The sequence below is a fragment of the Mycobacterium simiae genome (genome assembly GCF_008370645.1).
In the GTDB taxonomy this organism is placed as follows: domain Bacteria; phylum Actinomycetota; class Actinomycetes; order Mycobacteriales; family Mycobacteriaceae; genus Mycobacterium; species Mycobacterium simiae_A.
Window position 1 is genome coordinate 1 of the sequence record NZ_VTZN01000047.1, and the last position, 23,598, is coordinate 23,598.

General features: G+C 66.5%; 19 protein-coding genes. 15 read left to right on the top strand and 4 right to left on the bottom strand.

Translation table 11 applies throughout. The annotated features are described in order from the left end of the window. Positions 1 to 12 precede the first annotated feature (12 nt). The gene (locus F0Q45_RS09940) at positions 13 to 1,548 is read right to left on the bottom strand and encodes an alpha-(1->6)-mannopyranosyltransferase A (protein ID WP_149653788.1); all 1,536 of its coding nucleotides are present in this window, start codon (positions 1,546 to 1,548) and stop codon (positions 13 to 15) included. A gap of 4 nt (positions 1,549 to 1,552) precedes the next feature. Beyond that, positions 1,553 to 2,611 (bottom strand): bifunctional (2E,6E)-farnesyl/geranyl diphosphate synthase, encoded by a 1,059-nt coding sequence (gene idsA2, locus F0Q45_RS09945; protein WP_149653789.1) that lies wholly within the window; start codon positions 2,609 to 2,611, stop codon positions 1,553 to 1,555. Positions 2,612 to 2,883: 272 nt separating this feature from the next. On the opposite strand from idsA2, the gene F0Q45_RS09950 reads away from it, so the two are divergent. Next, positions 2,884 to 3,780: a mycobacterial-type methylenetetrahydrofolate reductase gene (locus F0Q45_RS09950; RefSeq protein WP_149653790.1), complete on the top strand. Its 897-nt coding sequence runs from the start codon at positions 2,884 to 2,886 to the stop codon at positions 3,778 to 3,780. 16 nt (positions 3,781 to 3,796) lie between these two features. Here the strand turns inward: F0Q45_RS09950 and F0Q45_RS09955 are convergent, their stop codons facing one another. Beyond that, on the bottom strand, positions 3,797 to 4,435 hold the full coding sequence (locus tag F0Q45_RS09955) for an LppM family (lipo)protein (protein ID WP_149653809.1): 639 nt from the start codon (positions 4,433 to 4,435) through the stop codon (positions 3,797 to 3,799). Positions 4,436 to 4,529: 94 nt separating this feature from the next. Further along, positions 4,530 to 5,213, bottom strand: a complete 684-nt coding sequence (locus tag F0Q45_RS09960; protein WP_149653791.1) for a GNAT family N-acetyltransferase — start codon at positions 5,211 to 5,213, stop codon at positions 4,530 to 4,532. Between the two features lie 304 nt (positions 5,214 to 5,517). Here F0Q45_RS09960 and F0Q45_RS09965 point away from each other — a divergent pair, with 304 nt between their 5' ends. The 14 genes from F0Q45_RS09965 (at position 5,518) to ftsZ (ending at position 23,581) form a co-directional block, all read left to right on the top strand. Beyond that, on the top strand, positions 5,518 to 5,922 hold the full coding sequence (locus F0Q45_RS09965) for a DUF3040 domain-containing protein (RefSeq protein ID WP_149653792.1): 405 nt from the start codon (positions 5,518 to 5,520) through the stop codon (positions 5,920 to 5,922). Between the two features lie 412 nt (positions 5,923 to 6,334). Next, positions 6,335 to 6,766, top strand: coding sequence for a division/cell wall cluster transcriptional repressor MraZ (mraZ, locus tag F0Q45_RS09970; RefSeq protein ID WP_149653810.1), 432 nt, complete (start codon positions 6,335 to 6,337; stop codon positions 6,764 to 6,766). Position 6,767: 1 nt separating this feature from the next. Then, on the top strand, positions 6,768 to 7,934 hold the full coding sequence (gene rsmH / locus F0Q45_RS09975) for a 16S rRNA (cytosine(1402)-N(4))-methyltransferase RsmH (protein WP_149653811.1): 1,167 nt from the start codon (positions 6,768 to 6,770) through the stop codon (positions 7,932 to 7,934). Next, positions 7,931 to 9,103 carry a hypothetical protein gene (locus tag F0Q45_RS09980; protein ID WP_149653793.1) on the top strand — a complete coding sequence of 391 codons (1,173 nt, stop codon included), beginning with the start codon at positions 7,931 to 7,933 and terminating at the stop codon, positions 9,101 to 9,103. Before rsmH ends, F0Q45_RS09980 begins: the two co-directional genes overlap by 4 nt. Continuing rightward, on the top strand, positions 9,100 to 11,172 hold the full coding sequence (locus F0Q45_RS09985) for a peptidoglycan D,D-transpeptidase FtsI family protein (protein WP_149653794.1): 2,073 nt from the start codon (positions 9,100 to 9,102) through the stop codon (positions 11,170 to 11,172). The genes F0Q45_RS09980 and F0Q45_RS09985 overlap by 4 nt, the downstream gene beginning before the upstream one ends. 123 nt (positions 11,173 to 11,295) lie before the next feature. Beyond that, positions 11,296 to 12,888 (top strand): UDP-N-acetylmuramoyl-L-alanyl-D-glutamate--2,6-diaminopimelate ligase, encoded by a 1,593-nt coding sequence (locus F0Q45_RS09990; protein WP_373424947.1) that lies wholly within the window; start codon positions 11,296 to 11,298, stop codon positions 12,886 to 12,888. Further along, on the top strand, positions 12,885 to 14,423 hold the full coding sequence (locus tag F0Q45_RS09995) for a UDP-N-acetylmuramoyl-tripeptide--D-alanyl-D-alanine ligase (RefSeq protein ID WP_149653795.1): 1,539 nt from the start codon (positions 12,885 to 12,887) through the stop codon (positions 14,421 to 14,423). The genes F0Q45_RS09990 and F0Q45_RS09995 overlap by 4 nt, the downstream gene beginning before the upstream one ends. Then, positions 14,420 to 15,499, top strand: coding sequence for a phospho-N-acetylmuramoyl-pentapeptide-transferase (gene mraY / locus F0Q45_RS10000; RefSeq protein WP_149653796.1), 1,080 nt, complete (start codon positions 14,420 to 14,422; stop codon positions 15,497 to 15,499). Before F0Q45_RS09995 ends, mraY begins: the two co-directional genes overlap by 4 nt. A 1-nt stretch (position 15,500) precedes the next feature. After that, a complete protein-coding gene (murD, locus tag F0Q45_RS10005) occupies positions 15,501 to 16,943 on the top strand; it encodes a UDP-N-acetylmuramoyl-L-alanine--D-glutamate ligase (protein ID WP_149653813.1) in 1,443 nt (480 codons plus the stop codon). A gap of 6 nt (positions 16,944 to 16,949) precedes the next feature. Further along, positions 16,950 to 18,530, top strand: coding sequence for a putative lipid II flippase FtsW (ftsW, locus tag F0Q45_RS10010; protein WP_262490935.1), 1,581 nt, complete (start codon positions 16,950 to 16,952; stop codon positions 18,528 to 18,530). Further along, a complete protein-coding gene (gene murG, locus F0Q45_RS10015) occupies positions 18,527 to 19,714 on the top strand; it encodes an undecaprenyldiphospho-muramoylpentapeptide beta-N-acetylglucosaminyltransferase (RefSeq protein ID WP_149653797.1) in 1,188 nt (395 codons plus the stop codon). Before ftsW ends, murG begins: the two co-directional genes overlap by 4 nt. After that, entirely contained in the window at positions 19,711 to 21,177 is a 1,467-nt protein-coding gene (gene murC, locus F0Q45_RS10020) for a UDP-N-acetylmuramate--L-alanine ligase (RefSeq protein ID WP_149653798.1), read from the top strand. The genes murG and murC overlap by 4 nt, the downstream gene beginning before the upstream one ends. Continuing rightward, complete coding sequence (locus F0Q45_RS10025) at positions 21,174 to 22,130, top strand: cell division protein FtsQ/DivIB (protein ID WP_149653799.1); 957 nt, start codon at positions 21,174 to 21,176, stop codon at positions 22,128 to 22,130. Before murC ends, F0Q45_RS10025 begins: the two co-directional genes overlap by 4 nt. A 311-nt stretch (positions 22,131 to 22,441) precedes the next feature. Next, a complete protein-coding gene (gene ftsZ / locus F0Q45_RS10030) occupies positions 22,442 to 23,581 on the top strand; it encodes a cell division protein FtsZ (RefSeq protein ID WP_149653815.1) in 1,140 nt (379 codons plus the stop codon). Positions 23,582 to 23,598 lie beyond the last annotated feature (17 nt).

Genomic DNA, 23,598 nt, shown 5'->3' on the forward strand with positions numbered 1-23,598 from the left:
GCTTCTTGCGGCTTACTGAACGACTTGCGCTTGCTCGGTACTCGGCTCCGGCACCCGTAACAGCGAGTGCCAGGCCAGCAACGCAAATGCGGTTGCCAGCCCGACGTGGAGCCAGGAGTACATGCCGTGGGAGCCGTCCGGTTTGAAGATGACCATCACCCAGGTGGAGAAGCCGGCGATGGCAGCCAGTGCACGCCGTGACTGCGCCAGTGGGGCGACAATCGCCAGCGGCCACGAGTAGTACCACGGCAGGGCGGCTGGGACAAACAACACCACGATCAGCATCGCCCACCCGATGCCGGTCAAGGCGGCCCGGTCATCGCCGCGGAACCGCCACCACAGGATCGGCAGCGACACCGCGATGATCAGAATCCCGATCAATCGGGTAATTCGCAGCAGCGTATAGAAATCGAACGTGAAAAAGTTACTGCCCAAGGCATGGATCAGGTTCGCCGCACCGGTCGGCACGGTGAGCCAGTTGATGATCTTTACCGACCCGGCCAACGCGGTGAGCCACCCGAGTCCGACACCGGCTATCGCCGACAACACGGCAAACACCACGACGAAGATCACCAGCGATGCCAGGGCGGCAGCTAGGAACGCCGGGACCGGCCGGTATCCCCGGTCGTCGCGCAAATGGCGCATCCAAATCCAGAGCAGAAAGGGCAGTGCCAGGCCGGCGGTAGCCTTGACCGCGATCGCGGCCGTGATGAGTGTGATGCCCGCCACGTGACGACGCCGCATGGTCAGCGCGATACCGGCCGCCATCAGGCCGACCATCAGCATCTCGTTGTGCACCCCGCCCATCAGATGGATCAGCACCAGCGGGTTGAGTACACAGATCCACAGCGCGGTGGCGCCGTCTGCGCCGAGGTGACGAGCCATGCGCGGAGCAGCCCAAATGAGTAGGGCCAGCCCGGGCAGCATGCACAAGCGCAGCAGCATGGTTCCGGCGACCACATTGTTGCCGGTTACGATCGTCACAAGTTTGGCGACCAGGATGAACGCCGGACCGTAGGGCGCTGTAGTGATGGTCCAGATCGGGCTCACATCGTCCAGTAACGGATTCGGATTGCCCACCGGCCCAACCGCATAGGGATCGAAGCCGTCGCGCAGGAGTGCGCCTTGGGCCAGGTATGAGTAGGTGTCCCGGCTGAAAACCGGCACCGACAGCAGCAGCGGGGCCAGCCAGAATGCGGTGGTGGCACGCATGGTGAACTCGGTGACGCCGTTGCTCAGCACGCGTCGGCCCAGCCTCAACCAGGCGATCAGCATGAGACCCACGCCCAACCACAGGACGATCGACGACAGCACCAACCCGTGACCGAAGCGCAGCCAGGAGATGTGAATCGACTCGAGCAGCGGGTCGTGCTCGCGGGTGCTGCCGGCCCCGAGCCCCCCCGCAGTGATCAACGCCGAACCGAGAAAACCCAGCCAGGCGGGTCCGGCCGGTGGGGTGGTAGCGAACCCGCGAAGCTGCGAAAGCCGTTGGCTCAGTGAGCTTTTAGTCACTAGGTCGGCTTCTGGTGCCGGCATGTTGCTGGTCATCAGTTTAGGCTGACCGGTCGGTGGCGGTCCGGGCCAACTCGGACAATCCGACTTTGGCACTCGCATTGATAGGTGCGGACGCCAGGGTGGCCAGCGCTCGTTGGGTGAGCTCGGCGATCCGGTTCTCCGCCGCGGCCAACGCACCGACCCCCGCAATGACCTCGCGCAGCTCGCTCACCTGGGCGTCGGTCAGCTCAGTGCCGATTGAGGTGCGCAACAGGGCGGCCGCCCGAGGGTCTGACTTGTCGGCCAACTCAGCTGCCTCGGCGAGCAGAACCGTGCGCTTTCCTGACCTGAGGTCGTCACCGGACGGCTTGCCGGTGACCGCCGGGTCGCCGAACACGCCGAGCACATCGTCACGCAGCTGGAATGCCACCCCTAGGTCCGTCCCGAACTGGTGAAATGCGGCGGCAACGTCAGGCCTGTCGGCCGCGGCTGCCACCCCGAGTTGCAATGGCCGCGACACGGTATAGCAAGCGGTTTTGAACGTCGCGACGGTCATCGCCGCGGCGATTGACGTCGCGGCGCTGGCCTCGGCGACAATGTCGAGGTATTGCCCGCCCAACACTTCAGTTCGGATGTCGGCCCAAACCCGCCGCACCCGCCGTTGCGCGTCGGCCGACAGGCCGGTCTGGGAGATGTCGGAGACGATGTCGTCTGCCCACGCCTGCGCCACATCGCCGAGCAGGATGGCGGCTGAGATCCCGAACTGGTGCGCCGGGCCGAGCCAGTTGCGCTGGCGGTGCAACGCGGCGAAATGCACGTGTGCTGTTGGGCGTCCCCGGCGGGTTGAGGAGGCGTCGATCACGTCGTCGTGTATCAACGCCCAGGCGTGCAGCAGCTCCAGTGCGGAAAATAACAGCAGCACGTCGGGATTGGGCTCCCGCGTTGCCACGGCGTGCCAGCCCCAGTACGCGAACACCGGCCGCAGCCGCTTGCCTCCGCGCAGCGCAAACTCTTCGAGCCAGGCGGTTAAGGCGTCGTAATCGCTGCCGATATACGCGGCGCCGCTGCGGCGGTCGCGTAAATACCGGCGCAGTTGGTCGGTGATCACGCCGCCCAACTCGTCGGTTGCCGATGCTTCGACGCTCAGCGCGGCGCCCCTTTCTGCTCGGCCAGTCTCTGGCCCGTCAGTGTATTAGGCGCTGGCCTGGGCGGACGGTTTGCCTGACTTGCGCAGTGACATTCGTCAAGGCTCGCGCCTGCCGCGCGCCCGCCGGCCCGCACGCCCCTATGCTGTCGGAGAGGCCCGAGTCGCAGATCTGCCGGGCCCGGTGTGGGGGCTCACGCGACGTGGCGTGCTTGGCAGCTAGTCATCAGAGGAAGAGGAATTGCGTGACGCTCAACACCATCGCGCTCGAGCTGGTGCCTCCCAACGTGGACGGTGGTCGCGAGCGGGCCTTGGAAGACGCGGACAAACTGCTGCGATTTTCGTCCGATGCAGGCCTCGACGACCGGATTCGGCACGTGATGATTCCAGGAATGATCGCCGAAGACGACGATCGGCCTGTCCCCATGCAACCCAAGCTTGACGTCTTGGAGTTCTGGTCGATCATCAAACCGGAATTGCCCGGAGTCAGCGGCTTGTGCACCCAGGTCACCGCCTTCATGGACGAGGCATCCCTCGGCCGGCGACTCGGCGACCTCTGTGATGCGGGGATGGAGGGCGTGGTCTTCGTCGGGGTACCCCGCACGATGAACGACGGCGAGGGCTTCGGCGTCGCACCGACCGACGCGTTGTCCATCTATCGCCAGCTGGTGGCTAACCGTGGGGTGATCGTGATTCCCACCCGAGAAGGCGAGCAGGGTCGGCTCGAATTCAAGTGCAATCGGGGCGCGACTTACGGCATGACCCAGTTGTTGTATTCGGATGCGATTGCGGGTTTCCTCAGCGAGTTCGCCCAGAACACCGATCATCGCCCCGAAATTTTGCTGTCATTCGGCTTCGTTCCTCAGGTGGAGGCTCGCGTCGGCTTGATCAACTGGCTCATCCAAGACCCGGGCAACGCGGCGGTCGCCGACGAGCAGGCATTCGTCCAGGCATTGGCCGGCAGCGAACCGGCTCAGAAGCGTCAGCTAATGGTTGACCTGTACAAACGGGTGATCGACGGTGTCGTCGACCTCGGCTTTCCGCTGAGTATCCATTTCGAGGCTACCTACGGCCTTTCGTCGCCGGCCTTTCAGACCTTCGCCGAGATGCTCGACTACTGGGCGCCCGACAAGCAGAGCTAGCCGCAAACGGACGAACTCAGCTTGGTGGTGGCTCGCCTGCTGAGGTGAACCTGGGGGAGCGGTCCCGGTTGATCCAGGCCAGCAATGCCACCACGCCGGCGGCGGCGAACGACGCGATGGCTAGCCAGATGCCTGCCGCGGTGAATGATCGGGTGTTGGGATCGGTGTAGCGCGCTTGGGCGTTCATGGTGCTCACGACGCCCGGCTTGAGCTTCCACTGCACCACCTCCGGTTCGATGCGATCGCCGTTGGTGGAGGTCACCGTTCCCGGGAAGGCGACCGTCAACTCGACGTCGGCGTCGGTATCGCCCAGTGATGTCAGATCTGCGCGGCCCTCCAAGATCACCAGGTTGCCGTTGCGACGCAGCGAGAGGCTCACCCCGGCGGCGTCGGAGTTCATGTTTGCCAGCTGCGGCAGCTCCCCGAAGGTCAAATCGGAAAAGACGGCCTGCGAGCCCACATAGCCGTCGCTGTCGTAGTTGGAGACGGCCACCTTCTGGCTGAACGCCAGGTTATTGCTGTCGAGCTGGGGCCCGGTGTCCTTGTTGTTCTTGGGTTTTGCCGCCGCAATGATCTCTCCGGACACCAGGTCATCGGGCGAGATGGTGATCGACGCTCTAACGCGCAGGCATCCGGTGGCCAGCGGCATCAGCATCAGCAACGCCACGACGGCCAGCACGCGGCGTCGACGGGCCCGCAAGGTCGAGGACTTTCGGGCTGTAAGCGAAGGAGAGCTGGCGCGCACCAGGTCATCGTGCCAGACCCGGTGTGCCGCTTGGGCAGCCGTCCGGGGGTGCGGGTTGCAAGGGTAGCGTGCGGCCCAGGACCGCAAACGCCCTTGGGTCACCCGCGAAATAGTAGCCGCGGATGATGTCAATGAAGCCCAGCCGCCGGTACAGCCGCCAAGCCCGGTTGGCCTCACCGTTGGTTTCCGGGGTTGAGAGCAGGACGTGGTTCTCCTGGCGGTCGGTGAGTAGCCGGCGGGCCAGTGCCTCGCCCAGGCCGCGGCCCTGGGCACGGGGGTGAATGTGCAATTCCGTCAACTCGAAGTAGCTGCTCATCACGTGCGAGATTGCCTGCGGCGGAAATCCGCTGCGTTGTAAGCCCAAGACAACCTGCTGCTGCCACCATTGATTGGGTGCACCGGGGTAACCGTAAGCCACCCCGACGATGGGCGCGTTGCTCGGATCAACAGCCAACGACAGCTGCCTGTCGAGGTCCGCACCGATGATTCCGTCTGGCTCTGCTGTGTCCGGCACTTCGACAGCGGCGACCGCCCGCCAACCGCGTCGCCGGATGTGCTCTAGCCACATGGCGGCACGCTGACTTTCGGTGCCCCTGGGGTAACGCATGGCGTCGACGTAGACCGTCAGGGCTTCGGTGAGTCGACGCTCCATCTCGGGGGGCGCCAGATCAATGAGGAATATCGACAACTCGCGGTGCCCTCCTCATCGTGATCCGGTGTGGTGCCTAGCTCCAGTATCGGACGACGCGCTCGCGCGCTTCGAGTAGCGGTCGACGCGGGGCCGGTACTAGGCGGATAGGACACGGTGACCAGCTGGACCACACCGGTATTTCGGCTCAGTTCGTACGCTGCGGCGCGGCCGGGATAGAATCGCCCGGCGAACCAGTGGTACGGCTTGGATTGACCTCGTATCATCTGAGTTAGTTGCCCTGACACCGGGCATCCGCATTGCAACGGTGGTTACGTGACAGTCTGTCGGCAAGGAGGGACGAATGCCACTCTCCGATCATGAGCAGCGGATGCTCGAACAGATCGAGAGCGCTCTCTACGCCGAAGACCCCAAGTTCGCGTCGAGTGTGCGTGGCGGCGGCTTCCGCGCACCGACCGCGCGACGGCGCTTGCAGGGCGCGGCGCTATTCGTTGTCGGTCTGGCCTTGCTGGTTTCCGGGGTGGCGTTCAAGGCCACCATGATCGGAAGCTTCCCGATTCTGAGCGTCTTCGGTTTCGTCGTGATGTTCGGCGGCGTCGTGTTTGCCGTCACTGGTCCGCGGTTATCTGGCCGTGGCGATCACTCTCGGCAGGCGTCCGGAGCGGCGCGCCAGCGTCGCAGCAAAGGAGCAGGAGGCTCCTTCACCAGCCGCATGGAGGATCGGTTCCGCCGCCGTTTCGACGAGTAGGCGAACGCACCAAGACTTACGGGGCAGCCCCTGGCTGCCCCGTATTTTTTCGTGTCCGTGTCCGTGTCCGTGTCCGTGTCCGTGTCCGTGTCCGTGTCTGCAGGCGGATCCGCGGCCGGTCTCGGCGCCTAGTCCATACCGAACCCGAGTTGTGACCGATACTAGCCATCCCCGCTCCCCACTACGCCCCACTTCGCGCCCGGTTCGCGAGGATAAGGCTTTGAAATGCGGATTCTTCCCATTGGTAGCGGACTGCGGGTGCGCAAGAAGTGGCTCGCTCCGGTTCGGAGGTGGTCAACTCGGGAGTAAACACCACGACGACACTTCGTCAATGGGGTGAAGTGGGGGATTGTGGGGTATGGTGGCTGAAGTGTTTGGGTAAGCGGAGCGGCCCTAGGTGGGAGGTGGCCTAGTGTTTCTGGGCACCTACACGCCCAAACTCGACGACAAGGGGCGGCTGACGCTGCCGGCCAAGTTTCGCGACGCACTGGCAGGGGGGTTGATGGTCACCAAAAGCCAAGATCACAGCCTTGCCGTGTATCCCAGGTCGGAGTTCGAGCAGCTGGCGCGCCGGGCGAGCAAGGCACCGCGAAGCAACCCGGAAGCACGAGCGTTCTTGCGCAATCTCGCCGCCGGCACCGACGAGCAGCACCCCGACAGCCAGGGTCGAATCACGCTGTCGGTCGACCACCGCCGCTACGCCGGGCTTTCCAAGGACTGCGTAGTGATCGGAGCGGTCGACTACCTCGAGATCTGGGACGCTCAAGCTTGGCAGGACTATCAGCAACTTCATGAAGAGAACTTCTCCGCAGCCAGCGATGAAGCACTCAGCGACATCATCTGAGGTGCATGCCGGTGCACCGTGGTCTCTGCCCGAACCGACCCTGGCGTACTTCCCCAACGCCAGGTGCGTGCCTTCGGACAGGGACCTCGGTGCAGCGGCGACATGGCTGGCAGGCTGGTCTTGCCTTACCCGGGGAGGGGTCGCCGTGGCTGATGGCCCAAGGGATTTCGGTCATGTCCCAGTCATGGCTCAGCGCTGCGTCGAGCTGCTTAGCCCGGCGCTGACCCGGCACCACTCAGACGGCTCCGAGGCGGTTCTTGTCGATGCCACCCTCGGCGCAGGCGGGCATGCGGAGCGGTTTCTGACCGAGTTGCCAGGCTTGCGGGTGATTGGGCTCGATCGTGACCCGAGCGCGTTGACGATCGCCCGGAATCGGTTGGCACGCTTCGGCGATCGGATCACGCTGGTAGTTTCCCGCTACGACGGTCTCGCGGATGCGCTGGCCCAATCAGGTTGTGGCCCGGTGGAATCGGTCGACGGGGTGCTGTTTGATCTGGGTGTCTCGTCGATGCAGCTCGACCGTGCCGAACGCGGTTTCGCATACGCCAAGGACGCGCCGCTGGACATGCGGATGGACCCTGGCTCGCCGCTGACGGCGGCGGAGATTGTCAACACCTACGACGAAGGCGCACTGGTGGATATTTTGCAGCGGTATGGCGAGGAGCGGTTCGCTCGCCGCATCGCAGCCCGTATTGTCCGCCAGCGCGCACACACCCCGTTCACTTCGACCAGCGAGCTTGTTGCCCTTGTCTATCAGGCGATTCCAGCTCCGGCCCGGCGCACCGGCGGGCATCCGGCCAAGCGCACCTTTCAGGCGCTGCGCATCGCGGTCAACGACGAGTTGGACTCGCTGCGCAGCGCCCTCCCCGCCGCGATGGCTGCACTTTCGGTGGGTGGGCGCATGGTGGTGATGGCCTACCAGTCGCTCGAGGACCGAATCGTCAAGCGGGTGTTCGTCGACGCGGTGGCCTCTCGAACGCCGATCGGACTACCCGTCGAACTTCCCGGCCACGGACCTCGATTTCGGTCGTTGACGCACGGTGCCGAACACGCCGACGCAGCCGAAATGGAACACAACCCACGCAGCACATCAGTGCGACTGCGGGCGGTGCAACGCCTTGGCCACGAGGCAGAACCGCAGCATGCCACCGGGAAGGGCGATTCATGAAGACGAAGCGTGCGGCGCGGGTGAGCGGCACACGCCGCAGCAGCGGGCGCGACCGCAATACCACGGCGAATGGGCGCGCAAAGGCTGACGCGGCCGCGCGGCGCACCCGTTCCGGAAAGACCGCGGCGCCGAACCGGGAGGCGCGCACGCCGAACTCGGGGCCCCAAACCAGCCCGCTGCCCAGGCCCGTCGACCGCCCGGCGCGGCCCAAGAACACCAGGCAGGCCAAAGCGCGGGCGATAGCCAGAAAAGCTAAGGCCCCTAAGGTGGTACGACCCAAGCTGACCGAACGCGTGGCCGCCCGGCTGGCAGCGGTCGACCTGCGGCCCCAGACCCTGGTGAGCAGGGTCCCGTTCGTGGTATTGGTGATCGGGTCGCTGGGCGTCGGGTTGGCGCTTACCCTGTGGCTGTCCACGGATGCCGCTGAGCGTTCGTACGAGCTGAGTCATGCTCGCAACCGGACTCGGATGTTGCAGCAGCAGAAGGAATCGCTGGAACGTGACGTTCGTGAAGCACAGTCGGCGCCGGCGCTGGCAGAGGCAGCGCGCAAGCAGGGCATGATCCCCACCAGGGATACCGCCCATTTGGTTCAGGCTCCAGACGGCAACTGGGTCGTGGTGGGCACCCCGAAGCCGGCTGACGGTGTTCCTCCTCCTCCGCTGAACAACAAGCTGCCCGAAGAAGGTCCGCCGCCACCACCCAAGCCGCCGACGGTTCCCCCCGAGGTTCCGGTTCGAGTGATGCCCGGCCCCGGTGATCCTCCATCGCCCTTGCGGTCTGGTCCACAGCTGCTGCCTCGCACCCCAGATGGCGCATCGACGTTGGGTTCGGACTCCAACCACCTGCCCGGCCAACTGCCTGGGCCGCCCGGACCAGTCCCGTTGCCGGGCCAACTGCAGTTACCGGTACCGGCGCAGCTGCCGGTGCCGGGGTCGGTACCGGCCGAAGTGCCGCTGCCATTGTCAGCCGGCGCATTGCCCCCTGCGGTCGCCGCTGCTCCCGGTGTGGCGCTGGCGCCCGCGCTTCCGGCAGCCCCGACAATTCCCGCAGCGCCGGTAGCGCCGGTGCCCCCGGGTCTCGGCCCCGTACTACAACCGACGCCCGCACCGACAGTCAACGGCGAACAGTTCGGCCCGCTCACTTTGACCGCGCCGGGAGCGCCACGGTGAGCCGCGACGAGCCCCGGCGACCACGTCCGGCTGCGCCGAGACGACCACGTCGAGCGGCCGCCAAGCCTAGCGGAGCGCCGCAATCTCAGCAGCCGGCACGGCCCGGGAAGCGGGCGCAGCGCCGAGGTACGGACGCTACGGAACCGAAGCGTTCCGGCAATGCCAAGGATCCCGCGAAAGCCAGCCATACCGCGCCCGCACCGGCAATACCGCCCGGTCGCTCAGCACGGGAACGGCGCACCCGTCAGGCGGTGCAGGTGGCTACCCGCGGTGCGTCGTTCGTCTTTCGGCATCGGGCCGGAAACGCGGTGATTTTCACGCTCATGATAGTGGCCGCGACACAACTGTTCTTCCTGCAGGTATCAAGTGCCGCCGAGCTGCGTGCTCAGGCGGCTGGCCAGCTCAAAGTCACCGACGTCGAACCAGCGCTGCGCGGCGCCATCGTCGACCGGCATAACGATCGGCTGGCGTTCACCATCGAAGCCCGCGCGCTGACGTTTCAGCCCAAACGGGTTCGCCAGCAGTTGGAGGAGGCTAAGAAGAAATCTCCGGCTGCGCCTGACCCACAACAGCGCATCAAGGACCTCGCCACGGAAATCGCGGGCAAGCTGAATAACAAGCCCGACGCCGCGACGCTGCTCAAGAAGCTGCAAAGCAACGAGTCGTTCGTTTACCTAGCGCGCGCTGTCGACCCCGTTGTCGCCACGGCGATTTGCGCGAAGTATCCCGAGGTCGGCTCCGAGCGCCAGGATCTGCGTCAGTACCCGGGTGGTTCGTTGGCGGCCAATATCGTCGGCGGCATCGACTGGGACGGACACGGTCTGCTGGGTCTGGAGGACTCGCTGGACGCCGCACTAGGCGGAACCGACGGCTCGGTGACCTATGACCGCGGGTCAGACGGTGTTGTCATCCCTGGCAGCTACCGTAACCGGCACAAAGCCGTCCACGGTTCGACCGTGCAGCTCACCCTCGACAACGACATCCAGTTCTACGTGCAGCAGCAGGTGCAGCAAGCCAAGAACCTATCCGGGGCGCGCAATGTCTCGGCCGTCGTGCTCGACGCCACGACCGGCGAAGTCCTCGCCATGGCCAATGACAACACTTTTGACCCGTCCCAAGACATCGGGCGGCAAAGCGACAAACAACTGGGCAACTTGGCGGTTTCCTCGCCCTTTGAGCCGGGTTCGGTGAACAAGGTCATCACCGCGTCGTCAGTGATCGAGTACGGGCTGAGCAACCCGGCCGAGGTGCTGCAGGTGCCCGGCACCATCCAAATGGGCGGCGTCAGCGTGCACGACGCCTGGGAACACGGAGTGATGCCCTACACCACCACCGGCGTGTTCGGGAAGTCGTCGAACGTCGGGACGCTCATGTTGGCCCAGCGGGTCGGTCCGGAGCGCTTTTACGACATGGTCCGCAAGTTCGGGCTGGGCCAGCGCACCGGTGTCGGGTTGCCCGGCGAAAGCGCGGGGCTGGTGCCGCCGATCGACCAATGGTCGGGCAGCACCTTTTCGAATCTGCCTATTGGACAGGGCCTTTCGATGACCCTGTTGCAGATGACCGGCATGTATCAGGCGATCGCCAACGACGGGGTCCGGATACCGCCGCGCATCATCAAGGCGACCATCTCCGCGGACGGCACGCGGACCGAGGAACCACGTCCCGAGGGCGTTCGGGTGGTGTCGGCGCAGACCGCCCAGACAGTGCGCCAGATACTGCGTGCCGTCGTGCAGCAAGACCCGATGGGTTACCAACAGGGCACCGGGCCGGCAGCCGCGGTCCCGGGCTATCAGATGGCAGGTAAGACCGGCACCGCGCAGCAGATCAACCCTGGCTGTGGGTGCTACTTCGACAACGTCTACTGGATCACCTTCGCCGGCCTGGCCACGGTGGACAATCCCCGCTATGTGATCGGGCTGATGATGGACAATCCAGAGCGCAACGCCGATGGAAGTCCGGGCCACTCGGCGGCTCCGCTGTTCCACAACATCGCCGGCTGGCTGATGCAGCGCGAGAATGTGCCGCTGTCACCCGACCCCGGGCCGCCGCTCGTCTTGCAGGCCACCTAGTTTCCGCTAGGAAACGCAGCGACCGAATCAACGCCCCCGCGGGCGCGGAAACGGCTTACGACGAGTGGCTCTAGGTAGGGTCATGGCCGATCATGATTCTTCAGCGGCGGTCGTCGGACGGAGGTGGTGACAGAGGTGGAGTCGGTGTCCGCTGGTTTGCGCCCCAGGGCCGGCGCAGGTGTGCCGCTCGCTGAGCTCGCCGCCCACATCGGCGCGATCATGGCCGAAGGCCGCGGCCGGGTGGCAACGATCCCGGATACGCCAATTACGGGTGTGACGCTGCGTGCCCAAGAGGTGCAGCCCGGTGACTTGTTCGCCGCGCTGCCGGGCTCGGCCACCCACGGTGCTCGCCACGCCGCAGCGGCGATCGAACGTGGCGCGGTCTCGGTGCTGACCGACCCGGCCGGGGTTGCTGAGCTGGCTAAGGCCGCGCCTGATGCGCCCACCAGGACCGTTCCGGTGCTCGTGCATCCGGCGCCCCGCAGTGTGCTGGGCGACGCCGCTGCCGCGGTGTATGGGCATCCGTCCAACCGGCTGACCGTCGTCGGAATTACCGGAACATCCGGCAAGACCACCACGACGTATTTGGTGGAGGCTGGGCTACGCGCTGGTGGCCGGGTCGCTGGGCTGATCGGCACCATCGGCATCCGCCTCGACGGCACTGACCTACCCAGCGCGTTGACCACGCCGGAAGCGCCCGCGCTGCAGGCCCTGCTGGCGGCCATGGCAGAGCGCGGGGTGGACACCGTGGTCATGGAGGTGTCCAGTCACGCGCTGACCCTGGGCCGGGTGGACGGCACCCGCTTCGCGGTCGGCGGCTTCACCAACCTGTCGCGCGACCACCTGGACTTTCATCCCACCATGGCCGATTACTTCGAGGCCAAGGCTTTGCTGTTCGACCCGGCCTCCGCGCTGCGCGCCCGGACGGCCGTGGTGTGCGTCGACGACGAAGCTGGGCGCGCGATGGCCGCGCGGGCCGGTGACGCGATCACCGTCAGCGCCTGCGCTCAGACCGCCAAATGGCTTGCCGTCGATGTCGTGCCGATGGGCACCGGCGGGCAGGAATTCACCGCCATTGACCCCGCCGGCATGCAACACCGGGTGCGGATCGGGTTGCCCGGGAGCTACAACATCGCCAATTGTCTGCTGGCACTGGCGATTCTGGACGCGGTTGGGGTCTCACCGGAGCAGGCCGCGCCGGGGCTGCGGGAGGCCCGAGTGCCCGGGCGGCTGGAACAAGTGGACCGAGGTCAAGATTTTTTGGCGTTGGTCGACTATGCCCACAAACCCGGCGCCTTACGGGCGGTGTTGACCGCGCTGGTGCATCCGGATCGCCGGGTGGCCGTGGTCTTCGGTGCCGGTGGCGAGCGTGACCCCGGCAAGCGTGCACCGATGGGGACCATCGCCGCCGAGCTGGCCGATCTAGTGGTGGTCACCGACGACAATCCGCGCGGTGAGGACCCGGCGGCAATCCGACGGCAGATCCTGGCCGGGGCTGCGGCAGCCGGCGGCCATGCGCAGGTCGTCGAGATCGGCGATCGACGGGACGCGATCCGTCACGCGGTGGGCTGGGCGCGCCGCGGTGACGTGGTCTTAGTTGCCGGCAAGGGGCATGAAACCGGGCAGCGGGGCGGCGGTGAGGTGCGTCCCTTCGACGACCGGGTGGAGCTGGCTGCGGCGTTGGAGGCGTTTGGGCGTCCGGAGATCCGCGCATGATCGACCTGACCGTGGCCCAGATCGCAGAAATTGTCGGCGGCACGCTAGCCGATATCTCGCCGCAGGATGCCGCGCAGCGCCATGTCACCGGGACGGTCGAGTTCGACTCACGCGCGGTCGGTCCCGGCGGATTGTTCCTCGCATTGCCAGGCGCGCGCAGCGACGGGCACCAGCATGCGCAGGCGGCGGTAGCGGCCGGGGCGGTCGCCGTGCTGGCCGCCCGGCCGGTCGGTGTCCCGGCCATCGTGGTCACGCCCCCGCCACGCCCCACCGAGCGCGCCTTGGCCGGGGTGCTCGAACACGACACTGACGGTTCGGGTGCAGCCGTCTTGGCGGCGCTGGCCAAACTGGCCACAGCGGTGGCCAGGGAGCTGGTCGCCAATGGGCTGACCATCATCGGGATCACCGGCTCCTCAGGCAAGACATCGACCAAGGATCTGGTGGCCGCGGTGCTTACGCCCCTGGGTGAGGTGATTGCCCCGCCCGGCTCCTTCAACAACGAGCTGGGGCATCCCTGGACCGTGCTGCGCGCCACCCGCAACACCGACTACCTGATCCTGGAGATGTCGGCCCGCCATCCGGGCAACATTGCCGCGCTGGCCGAGATCGCGCCGCCGGCGATCGGGGTGGTGCTCAACGTCGGCACCGCGCATCTCGGCGAGTTCGGTTCCCGTGAGGTCATCGCACGAACCAAATCCGAACTGCCCCAAGCAGTTCCGAAGTCGGGTGTAGTGATCCTCAACGCCGATGACCCGGCTGTGGCGGCGATGGCCGCGGTCACCGAGGCCCGGGTCGTTCGGGTTGGTCGCGGCAGCAGTGGAGATGTGCGGGCTGGGCCGGTGTTGTTGGACGAGCTGGCCAGGCCGCAGTTCACCATGCACTCAGGTGCTGGCGCCGCGCAGGTTCACCTGGGCGTGTTCGGCGACCACCAGGTCACCAATGCCTTATGCGCTGCCGCGGTAGCGCTCCAATGTGGCGCCAGCCTCGAGCAGGCGGCGACCGCACTTGCTGCCGCAGGTCCGGTGTCACGTCATCGGATGCAAGTGTCCACTCGGGCCGACGGGGTGACGGTGATCGACGACGCTTATAACGCCAACCCCGACTCCATGCGGGCCGGTCTGCAGGCGCTGGCCTGGATCGCCCACGGCGAGTCTGGCCAGTCTGGCGATAGCCCGCCCACCAAGAGGCGCAGCTGGGCGGTTCTGGGTGAGATGGCCGAGCTCGGCATGGACGCGATTGCCGAGCATGATCGCATCGGCCGGCTCGCGGTGCGCTTAGATGTGTCTCGACTCGTTGTCGTGGGAACCGGGAGGTCGATGAGCGCCATGCGCCACGGAGCGGTCATGGAAGGCTCATGGGGCGGCGAAGTCGTTAGCGTCTCAGACGCCGATGCTGCTCTGGCAATGTTGCGGGCGGAAGTCCAACCTGGCGACGTGGTGCTGATCAAGGCGTCGAACTCCGCCGGACTCGGGGTGCTGGCCGATGCGTTAGTAGCCGACGGCGTGGGCGCCGATAACCGCGAGGGACAGCCATGAGACAGATCCTGATCGCTGTCGCCATCGCGTTGATGGTTTCCATCCTGCTGACGCCGGCGTTGATCCGGCTATTCACCAAACAGGGATTCGGTCACCAGACCCGCGAGGATGGCCCACCCAGCCACCACAGCAAACGCGGCACGCCGTCGATGGGCGGGGTGGCGATTCTGGCCGGTATTTGGGCAGGCTACCTCGGCACCCACATCGCCGGGTTGACCTTCGATGGCGAAGGTATTTCCGCATCGGGGCTGCTGGTGTTGGGTCTGGCCACCGCGCTCGGCGGGGTCGGGTTTCTTGATGACTTGATCAAGATCCGGCGGTCACGCAACCTGGGACTGAACAAGACCGCCAAGACGCTCGGCCAGCTCACCTCTGCTGTGCTCTTCGCGGTGCTGGTGCTGCAGTTTCACAACGCGGCCGGCCTCACGCCGGGCAGCGCTGACTTGTCCTACGTGCGTGAGATCGCCACCGTCACGCTGGCTCCGGCGCTGTTCGTGCTGTTTTGCGTGGTCGTGGTGAGCGCCTGGTCGAATGCGGTCAACTTCACCGACGGGCTGGACGGGCTGGCTGCCGGCTCGATGGCGATGGTGACCGCCGCCTACGTGCTGATCACCTTCTGGCAGTACCGCAACGCGTGTGTCACCGCGCCGGGCCTGGGCTGCTACAACGTGCGCGATCCACTGGACCTGGCACTCATCGCCGCCGCGACCGCCGGAGCCTGCATCGGCTTCTTGTGGTGGAACGCCGCCCCCGCCAAGATTTTTATGGGTGACACCGGGTCCCTGGCGTTGGGCGGCATCATCGCCGGGCTGTCGGTCACCAGCCACACCGAACTCCTTGCGGTGGTGTTGGGGTCGCTGTTTGTCGCCGAAATCACGTCGGTGGTACTACAGATCCTGGCCTTCCGAACCACCGGGCGCCGGGTTTTCCGGATGGCGCCCTTTCACCACCACTTCGAGTTAATCGGTTGGGCCGAAACCACAGTGATCATTCGGTTCTGGCTGCTCGCCGCGATCAGCTGCGGTCTGGGCGTGGCTCTGTTCTACGGCGAATGGCTGGCCACGATCGATGCCTGAGCTGCTTGACCCCTTGGTGGCGGGCGCGCCGGTCTTGGTAGCCGGTGGCCGGGTGACCGGCGCGGCGGTGCTGGCGGCACTGACCAGGCTTGGTGCCACGCCGACAGTGTGCGACGACGATCCAACCATGCTGCGTCCGTATGTCGAAAGCGGAGTGGCGACCCTGGATCCGTCGGTCGCAGCACAGCAGGTCGCCAAGTACGCGCTGGTGGTGACCAGTCCGGGTTTCCAGCCGACCACGCCGGTACTGGCTGCGGCCGCGGCCGCAGGAGTACCCATCTGGGGCGACGTGGAATTGGCCTGGCGGCTGGATGCAGCGGGCTGTTATGGACCGCCGCGTCGCTGGCTGGTGGTCACCGGAACCAACGGCAAGACCACCACGACGTCGATGCTGCACGCCATGCTGACGGCCGGTGGTCGCCGCAGCGTGCTGTGCGGAAACATCGGCAGCCCGGTGTTGGACGTGCTGGATGAGCCCGCCGACGTGTTCGCCGTGGAGTTGTCGAGTTTTCAGCTGCACTGGGCGCCGTCGCTGCGCCCGGAGGCTGGCGTGGTACTCAACATCGCCGAAGATCACCTCGACTGGCACCGCACGATGGCGGCATACACCCAGGCCAAGGCCGGGGTGCTGACCGGCCGGGTGGCGGTTGTCGGGCTGGACGACAGTCGGGCGGCGGCGCTTTTGGACACCGCTCCGGCGCAGCTGCGCGTGGGCTTTCGGCTTGGTGAGCCCGCTGCGGGAGAGCTGGGCGTGCGCGATGGCTACCTGGTCGACCGTGCCTTCGCCGACGACCTGGTGCTGTTACCGGTCGCATCGATACCGGTACCGGGGCCGGTCGGAGTGCTCGACGCGCTGGCCGCCGCGGCGCTGGCTCGCTCCGTCGAGGTGGCGGCCGAGGCGATCGCGGCGGCGGTCGCCGCGTTTCATGTAGGTCGACACCGCGCCGAAGTGGTGGCGGTTGCCGACGGCATCACCTATGTCGACGATTCCAAAGCCACCAACCCGCACGCTGCCGAGGCGTCGGTGCTGGCCTATCCGCGCGTGGTTTGGGTTGCCGGCGGATTGCTCAAGGGTGCATCGGTTGACGCGGAGGTGGGCCGCATCGCATCGCGGCTGGTCGGGGCGGTGCTCATCGGTCAGGATCGCGCCCTGGTTGCCGAGGCGTTATTGCGACACGCGCCGGATGTCCCCGTCGTCCACGTTGTGACAAGCGAGGATGCTGATATGCCTGTGGCTCCTGGTGCTTATGTTACAGAAGTAGACGAATCGAATGACCCGCTCGGTACCCGCGTGATGAAGGCCGTGGTGGCCGCCGCCCGTGACCTGGCCAAGCCCGGCGACACGGTGCTACTGGCACCTGCGGGCGCGTCGTTCGACCAGTTCGACGGCTACGCCGACCGTGGTAATGCCTTCGCGGCCGCTGTGCGCGCTGGACGCCGGTAGTCCGCAGTGGCTACCGCGCTGACCCGGCTGCTGCGCCGGGGCAAGGCAAACGAGAGTACGACAGTGCCGGGGGAGCCGGTCCAGGCCAGCGAGCAGGACGAAGATACGGCTACTTCGGGCTCCTCAGGGCAGCAGGCCCAATCCAAGTCCGAGGCGCAGGATCCGCGCACCCGTTTTGGCGCGTGGCTGGGCCGTCCTATGACCTCTTTTCACTTGATCTTTGCGGTTGCCGCGCTGCTGACGACGCTCGGCTTGATCATGGTGCTGTCGGCCTCCGGCGTGCGCTCCTATGACGACGACGGTTCGGCTTGGGTGATCTTCGGCAAGCAGGTTCTGTGGACCTGCGTGGGGCTTATCGGCTGCTATATCGGTTTGCGCATGTCGGTGCAGTTCTTGCGACGCATCGCGTTCTCCGGGTTCGCAGTCACCATTGTGTTGCTGGTGCTGGTACTCATACCGGGAATCGGCAAGGTCGCCAATGGCTCGCGCGGGTGGTTTGTGGTCGCGGGCCTCTCGATGCAGCCTTCGGAGCTGACCAAAATGGCGTTCGCCGTCTGGGGCGCGCATCTGTTGGCCGCCCGCCGTATGGAGCGGGCGTCGTTGCGGGAGATGCTGATTCCGCTGGTGCCGGCCGCGGTGGTCGCGTTGGCATTGATCGTGGCGCAGCCCGACCTTGGGCAGACGGTGTCGCTGGGCATCATCCTGCTGGGCCTGCTGTGGTACGCCGGCTTGCCACTGCGCGTGTTCGCCAGCTCACTGGCCGCGGTCGTCATCTCGGCGGCGATCCTGGCCATGACCGCGGGTTACCGATCCGACCGGGTGCGGTCCTGGCTCGACCCCGACAACGATCCGATGGACTCCGGCTACCAGGCTCGGCAGGCGAAATTTGCGTTGGCCCACGGCGGCATCTTCGGCGACGGCTTGGGTCAAGGTGTGGCCAAGTGGAACTATCTGCCCAACGCGCACAATGACTTCATTTTTGCGATCATCGGCGAGGAGCTGGGCTTCATCGGCGCGCTCGGCCTGTTGGGGTTGTTTGGGCTATTCGCCTACACCGGCATGCGGATCGCTCGCCGCTCCGCCGACCCCTTCCTGCGGCTGTTGACCGCCACTGTGACGTTATGGGTGCTGGGACAGGCGTTCATCAATATCGGCTACGTGATTGGGCTGCTGCCGGTCACTGGGCTGCAACTGCCGCTGATCTCGGCAGGCGGTACCTCGACGGCCACCACCTTGTCGATGATCGGCATCATCGCCAACGCGGCGCGCCATGAGCCGGAGGCGGTGGCCGCGCTGCGTGCTGGCCGCGACGATAAAGTGAACCGACTGTTGCGGCTGCCGCTACCCGAGCCGTATGTGCCGACCCGCCTCGAGGCGTTTCGCGACCGCAAGCGCCCTCACTCGCTACCGGCCAAGCAGCCGGCCGTCCGCAAGCTCCCCCGGCCTGCGGCTGGGAAGGCCGGTGAGCCGCTGCGACCGGCGCAACCGCGCCGAGCCGATCGGCCGGCGCGCCGAGCGGGCCAGCGGCACGCCGGGCAGCGTCATACTGGGCGGGTTCGCGCATTGGAAGGTCAGCGTTACGGGTGAACGACTCGGTCAGGGAGCCGGCCGGCAGGCTGGGAGTACCCAACCACGGCTCTGAGTTGTCGATCGTGCTCGCCGGCGGTGGTACCGCCGGCCATGTGGAGCCCGCGATGGCCGTCGCCGATGCCCTGACCGCGCTACAACCGAATGTCAGGATCACCGCGCTGGGCACCCCGCGCGGGTTGGAGAGCACCTTGGTGCCCGCGCGCGGCTATCACCTCGAGCTGATCACGCCCGTGCCGCTGCCCCGCAAGCCCAGCGGTGACCTGGCCAGGCTTGGGCCGCGGGTGTGGCGTGCGGTGCGTGAGACCAGGGCCATCCTCGATGCCGTCGACGCCGACGTCGTCGTCGGTTTCGGCGGCTATGTCGCGCTGCCGGCCTACCTAGCCGCCAAGGGCATACCCGGCCTGCCCAGACTGAGGCGCCGGATCCCGGTGGTCATTCACGAAGCCAACGCCCGCGCCGGATTGGCCAACCGGGTCGGTGCACGCACCGCCGACCGAGTGCTGGCGGCGGTGCCGAATTCCGGATTGCGGCACGCCGAGGTGGTCGGGGTGCCGATACGACAGGCCATCACCACGCTGGACCGCACGGCGCTGCGAGCCGAAGCCCGGGCACGCTTCGGTTTCGCCGACGATGCCAGGGTGCTGCTGGTCTTCGGTGGTTCGCAGGGAGCGGTGTCGCTTAACCGGGCGGTCTCGGCGGCCGCCGCCGAGCTGGCCACCGCGGGTGTTTCCGTGCTGCACGCCCACGGACCCAAAAACGTCCTGCAGCTGGGTACACCCCGCCCCGAGGACCCGCCGTACGTCGCGGTGCCCTATCTCGAGCGGATGGACCTGGCCTACGCTGCCGCGGACCTGGTGATCTGCCGGTCAGGGGCGATGACGGTCGCCGAGGTGTGCGCCGTGGGGCTGCCGGCCATCTACGTGCCGTTGCCGATCGGCAACGGCGAGCAGCGGCTTAACGCGCTGCCGGTAGTGAACGCCGGCGGCGGCATGGTGGTCGCCGATGCCGACCTGACGCCGACCCGAGTGGCTCGCGACGTGGCCGGGTTGCTCACCGACCTGCCGAGGCTATCGGCGATGACGGCGGCTGCCGCGCAGGTGGGACACCGCGATGCGGCACGCCACGTGGCCCAGGCGGCGCTGGATATCGCCCACACGGCTCGTTCCAGGGAAGTGTCGTGAACACCCAGCAGTTGCCGCCCGAACTGCAGCGGGTACACCTGGTCGGCATCGGGGGAGCCGGCATGTCGGGCATTGCCCGCATCCTTTTGGACCGCGGCGGGCTGGTATCGGGGTCCGACGCCAAGGAGTCGCGCGGAGTACACGCGTTGCGGGCTCGCGGCGCGCTGATCCGAATCGGCCACGACGCGTCGTCGCTGGACCTGCTGCCTGGTGGCGTCACCGCGGTTATCACCACCCGCGCCGCCATCCCCAAGACCAACCCCGAGCTCGTTGAAGCGCGTCGGCGGGGGCTCCCGGTGCTGCTGCGACCAGTCGTGCTGGCCAAGCTGATGGCCGGCCGCACCACGCTCATGGTCACCGGGACGCACGGCAAGACCACAACGACCTCGATGCTCATCGTCGGGCTACAGCACGCCGGCCGCGATCCGTCATTCGCAGTGGGTGGTGAGCTGGGGGAGGCCGGTACCAACGCCCACCACGGCAGCGGTGACTGCTTCGTGGCCGAAGCCGACGAAAGCGACGGCTCGCTGCTGGAGTACACGCCCGACGTTGCCGTGGTCACCAATATCGAGTCCGACCACCTGGACTTCTACGGCAGCACCGAAGCCTATGTCGGGGTGTTCGACTCCTTTGTGGAGCGGCTCGCCCCCGGCGGCGCCGTGGTGGTGTGCACCGACGACCCGGGCGCGGCCGCGCTCGCCGGACGCACAGCTGAGCTTGGATTTCGGGTGCTGCGCTACGGGTCGGCGAAGACCGCATTTGGGCCGTTGGCCGCAGCGCTGGTGTCGTGGGAACAGCAAGGCACCGATGCCGTCGCGCACATCCAGTTGGCCGGCGAACCGGATCCACGGGTGATGCGGCTTGCGGTGCCCGGACGACACATGGCGCTCAATGCGCTGGGTGCGCTGGTGGCGGCGGCCGAGGTCGGCGTCCCGATCGACGAGGTGCTCGACGGCCTGGCCGGCTTCGAGGGAGTTCGTCGCAGATTCGAACTGGTGGGGGCAGCCGGATCGATACGCGTCTTCGACGACTACGCCCACCACCCGACCGAGATCAGCGCGACGCTAGCGGCGGTGCGCTCGGTGCTGCAGCCGAGCGGCGGTGGTCGGTCACTGGTTGTGTTTCAGCCGCATTTATATTCCCGCACAAAAGCTTTCGCCGCGGAGTTCGGTCGCGCATTGGACGCCGCCGACGAAGTATTCGTACTCGACGTCTATGGTGCCCGCGAACAACCGCTCGCCGGTATCAGTGGTGCCACCGTCGCCGCACACGTCACCGTGCCTGTGCACTACCTCCCAGATTTCTCCGCGGTCGCCGCGGAGGTGGCCGCAGCCGCCGGCCCGAGCGACGTCATTGTCACCATGGGTGCCGGCGACGTTACCTTGCTGGGTCCGGAGATCGTGGCCGCACTTCGGATGCGGGCTAATCGCAACCCGCCTGGCCGGCCAGGAGTGCTGCCGTGACCGAACCCGACGAGGGCCGCCCGGTTGACCAGGTTGACCCCGTTCACCTAGTCGCCGACGAACCGGGCGACTCCGGTGCCGAAGCGGCTACCGAACCGCTCGCCACCGCACCGGACCAGCCGGCCGATCACGACGAGTTCGAGGGGCCGCGGCGGCGCGCCCGTCGAGAGCGGGCCGAACGTCGCGCCGCACAAGCCCGCGCCACCGCGATTGAGCACGCCCGTCGCGAGGCCAAGCGACGGGCAAGCGGGCACGTCGTCAAGGAATCCAAACCCGTTGCGCGGGGGGTCGTTCAGGGCTTGAAGATGTTGCTCGCCACGATGATCGTGCTCGTTGTTGGGGTAGGACTTGCGTTGATCTTGTATTTCACGCCGGCGATGTCGGCCCGCAGCATTGTCGTTACCGGTACTGGCGCAGTGACCCGCGACGAGGTCCTGGACGCGGCCCAGGTGCGGCTCGGAACGCCGCTATTGCAGATCAATACCAGCCAGGTCGCAGATCGGGTGGCGGCAATCCGGCGGGTGGCCAGCGCACGGGTGCAGCGCCAGTACCCGTCGGCGCTGCGAATCACTATCGTGGAGCGAGTTCCGTTGGTGGTGAAGGATTTCCCCGACGGTCCACACCTTTTCGACCGCGATGGAGTGGATTTCGCGACCGATCCACCGCCACCGGCGTTGCCGTACATCGATGTCGACAATCCGGGCCCCACGGATCCGGCCACGTTGGCCGCGTTACAGGTGTTGATCGCGCTGCGTCCCGAGGTCGCTGGCCAGGTGGGCCGCATCGCGGCCCCTTCGGTGTCCGCTATCACCCTGACACTCTCCGACGGCCGCGTGGTGATTTGGGGCACCACCGACCGCGCCGAAGAGAAGGCCGAGAAGCTGGCGGCGCTGTTGACCCAGCCCGGACGGACCTACGACGTGTCCAGCCCCGATCTGCCGACCGTGAAATGAGCCGGCTCAACGAACGTCAAACCAGTTTCACGCTCGCCCCCGACCGTGAAGCTGGCCGCACGTTCGCCAGCGCTTGCTGAGCCTCAGCCGCACCCACATCCGTCCCTTGGCGCATCCCTTGGCGCCAAAAATTGCGTGTCGTGCGTCGGCGCGCCTGCACCGCTAGCACCCGTCGTACCCATACGGTTCTGGTTACGCGGAAGTACTTGACATAACTCTAAATCTATGGTTGAGGTCGAGAGTTTTGCAAGCAAACACACCGACATTCCCCGCAGGGGTAACCGAGTTCCCACCAGGGAGGAAGACGAATGATGACCCCCCCACATAACTACCTGGCCGTCATCAAGGTCGTGGGCATCGGTGGTGGCGGCGTCAACGCCGTGAACCGGATGATCGAACAAGGCCTTAAGGGCGTGGAATTCATCGCGATCAACACCGACGCACAGGCGTTGTTGATGAGCGATGCCGACGTCAAGCTTGACGTGGGCCGCGATTCAACCCGGGGGCTGGGCGCCGGCGCCGACCCAGAGGTTGGACGCAAGGCCGCTGAGGACGCCAAAGACGAGATCGAGGAGCTACTCCGCGGCGCCGACATGGTGTTCGTCACCGCCGGTGAGGGTGGGGGCACCGGCACTGGCGGGGCGCCGGTGGTCGCCGGCATTGCCCGCAAACTCGGGGCCCTGACCGTCGGCGTCGTCACCAGGCCGTTCTCCTTCGAGGGCAAGCGGAGAAGCAACCAGGCCGAGACCGGGATAACCGGGCTGCGGGAAAGTTGCGACACGCTGATCGTCATCCCCAACGACCGGCTGCTGCAAATGGGCGACGCGCACGTATCGCTGATGGATGCGTTCCGCAGCGCTGACGAGGTGCTACTCAACGGGGTGCAGGGCATCACCGACCTGATCACCACGCCGGGCCTGATCAACGTTGACTTCGCCGACGTCAAGGGCATCATGTCCGGTGCCGGCACCGCCCTGATGGGCATCGGCTCAGCCCGCGGCGACGGCCGATCCCTCAAAGCCGCCGAGATTGCCATCAATTCGCCGCTGCTGGAAGCCTCAATGGAAGGCGCCCAGGGCGTGCTGATGTCGATCGCGGGCGGCAGCGACTTGGGTCTATTCGAGATCAACGAGGCTGCCTCCCTGGTGCAGGACGCCGCCCACCCGGACGCCAACATCATCTTCGGCACCGTGATCGACGACTCGCTCGGCGACGAGGTGCGGGTAACGGTGATCGCGGCGGGCTTTGACGCCGGCGGTGCCGGCCGCAAGCCTGCGATCGCGGAGACGGGCGGCGCGCACCGCATCGAGTCAGCACGGGCCGGCAAGCTCACTTCCACCTTGTTCGAGCCGGTCGACGCTGTCAGCGTCCCAGTGCACACCAACGGCGCGACCCTCAGCATCGGCGGCGATGACGATGACGTCGATGTGCCGCCGTTCATGCGCCGCTGAGGATCTCGGTTTGCTTG

Excerpts from the sequence above, each read along its gene's own strand:
- F0Q45_RS09965 (WP_149653792.1), top strand. The coding sequence starts at position 5,518 with ATGCCACTCTCCGATCATGAGCAGCGGATGCTCGAACAGATCGAGAGC.
- F0Q45_RS09940 (WP_149653788.1), bottom strand. The coding sequence starts at position 1,548 with ATGACCAGCAACATGCCGGCACCAGAAGCCGACCTAGTGACTAAAAGC.
- F0Q45_RS09980 (WP_149653793.1), top strand. The coding sequence starts at position 7,931 with ATGAAGACGAAGCGTGCGGCGCGGGTGAGCGGCACACGCCGCAGCAGC.
- ftsZ (WP_149653815.1), top strand. The coding sequence starts at position 22,442 with ATGACCCCCCCACATAACTACCTGGCCGTCATCAAGGTCGTGGGCATC.
- mraY (WP_149653796.1), top strand. The coding sequence starts at position 14,420 with ATGAGACAGATCCTGATCGCTGTCGCCATCGCGTTGATGGTTTCCATC.
- F0Q45_RS09995 (WP_149653795.1), top strand. The coding sequence starts at position 12,885 with ATGATCGACCTGACCGTGGCCCAGATCGCAGAAATTGTCGGCGGCACG.
- F0Q45_RS09955 (WP_149653809.1), bottom strand. The coding sequence starts at position 4,435 with ATGCTGATGCCGCTGGCCACCGGATGCCTGCGCGTTAGAGCGTCGATC.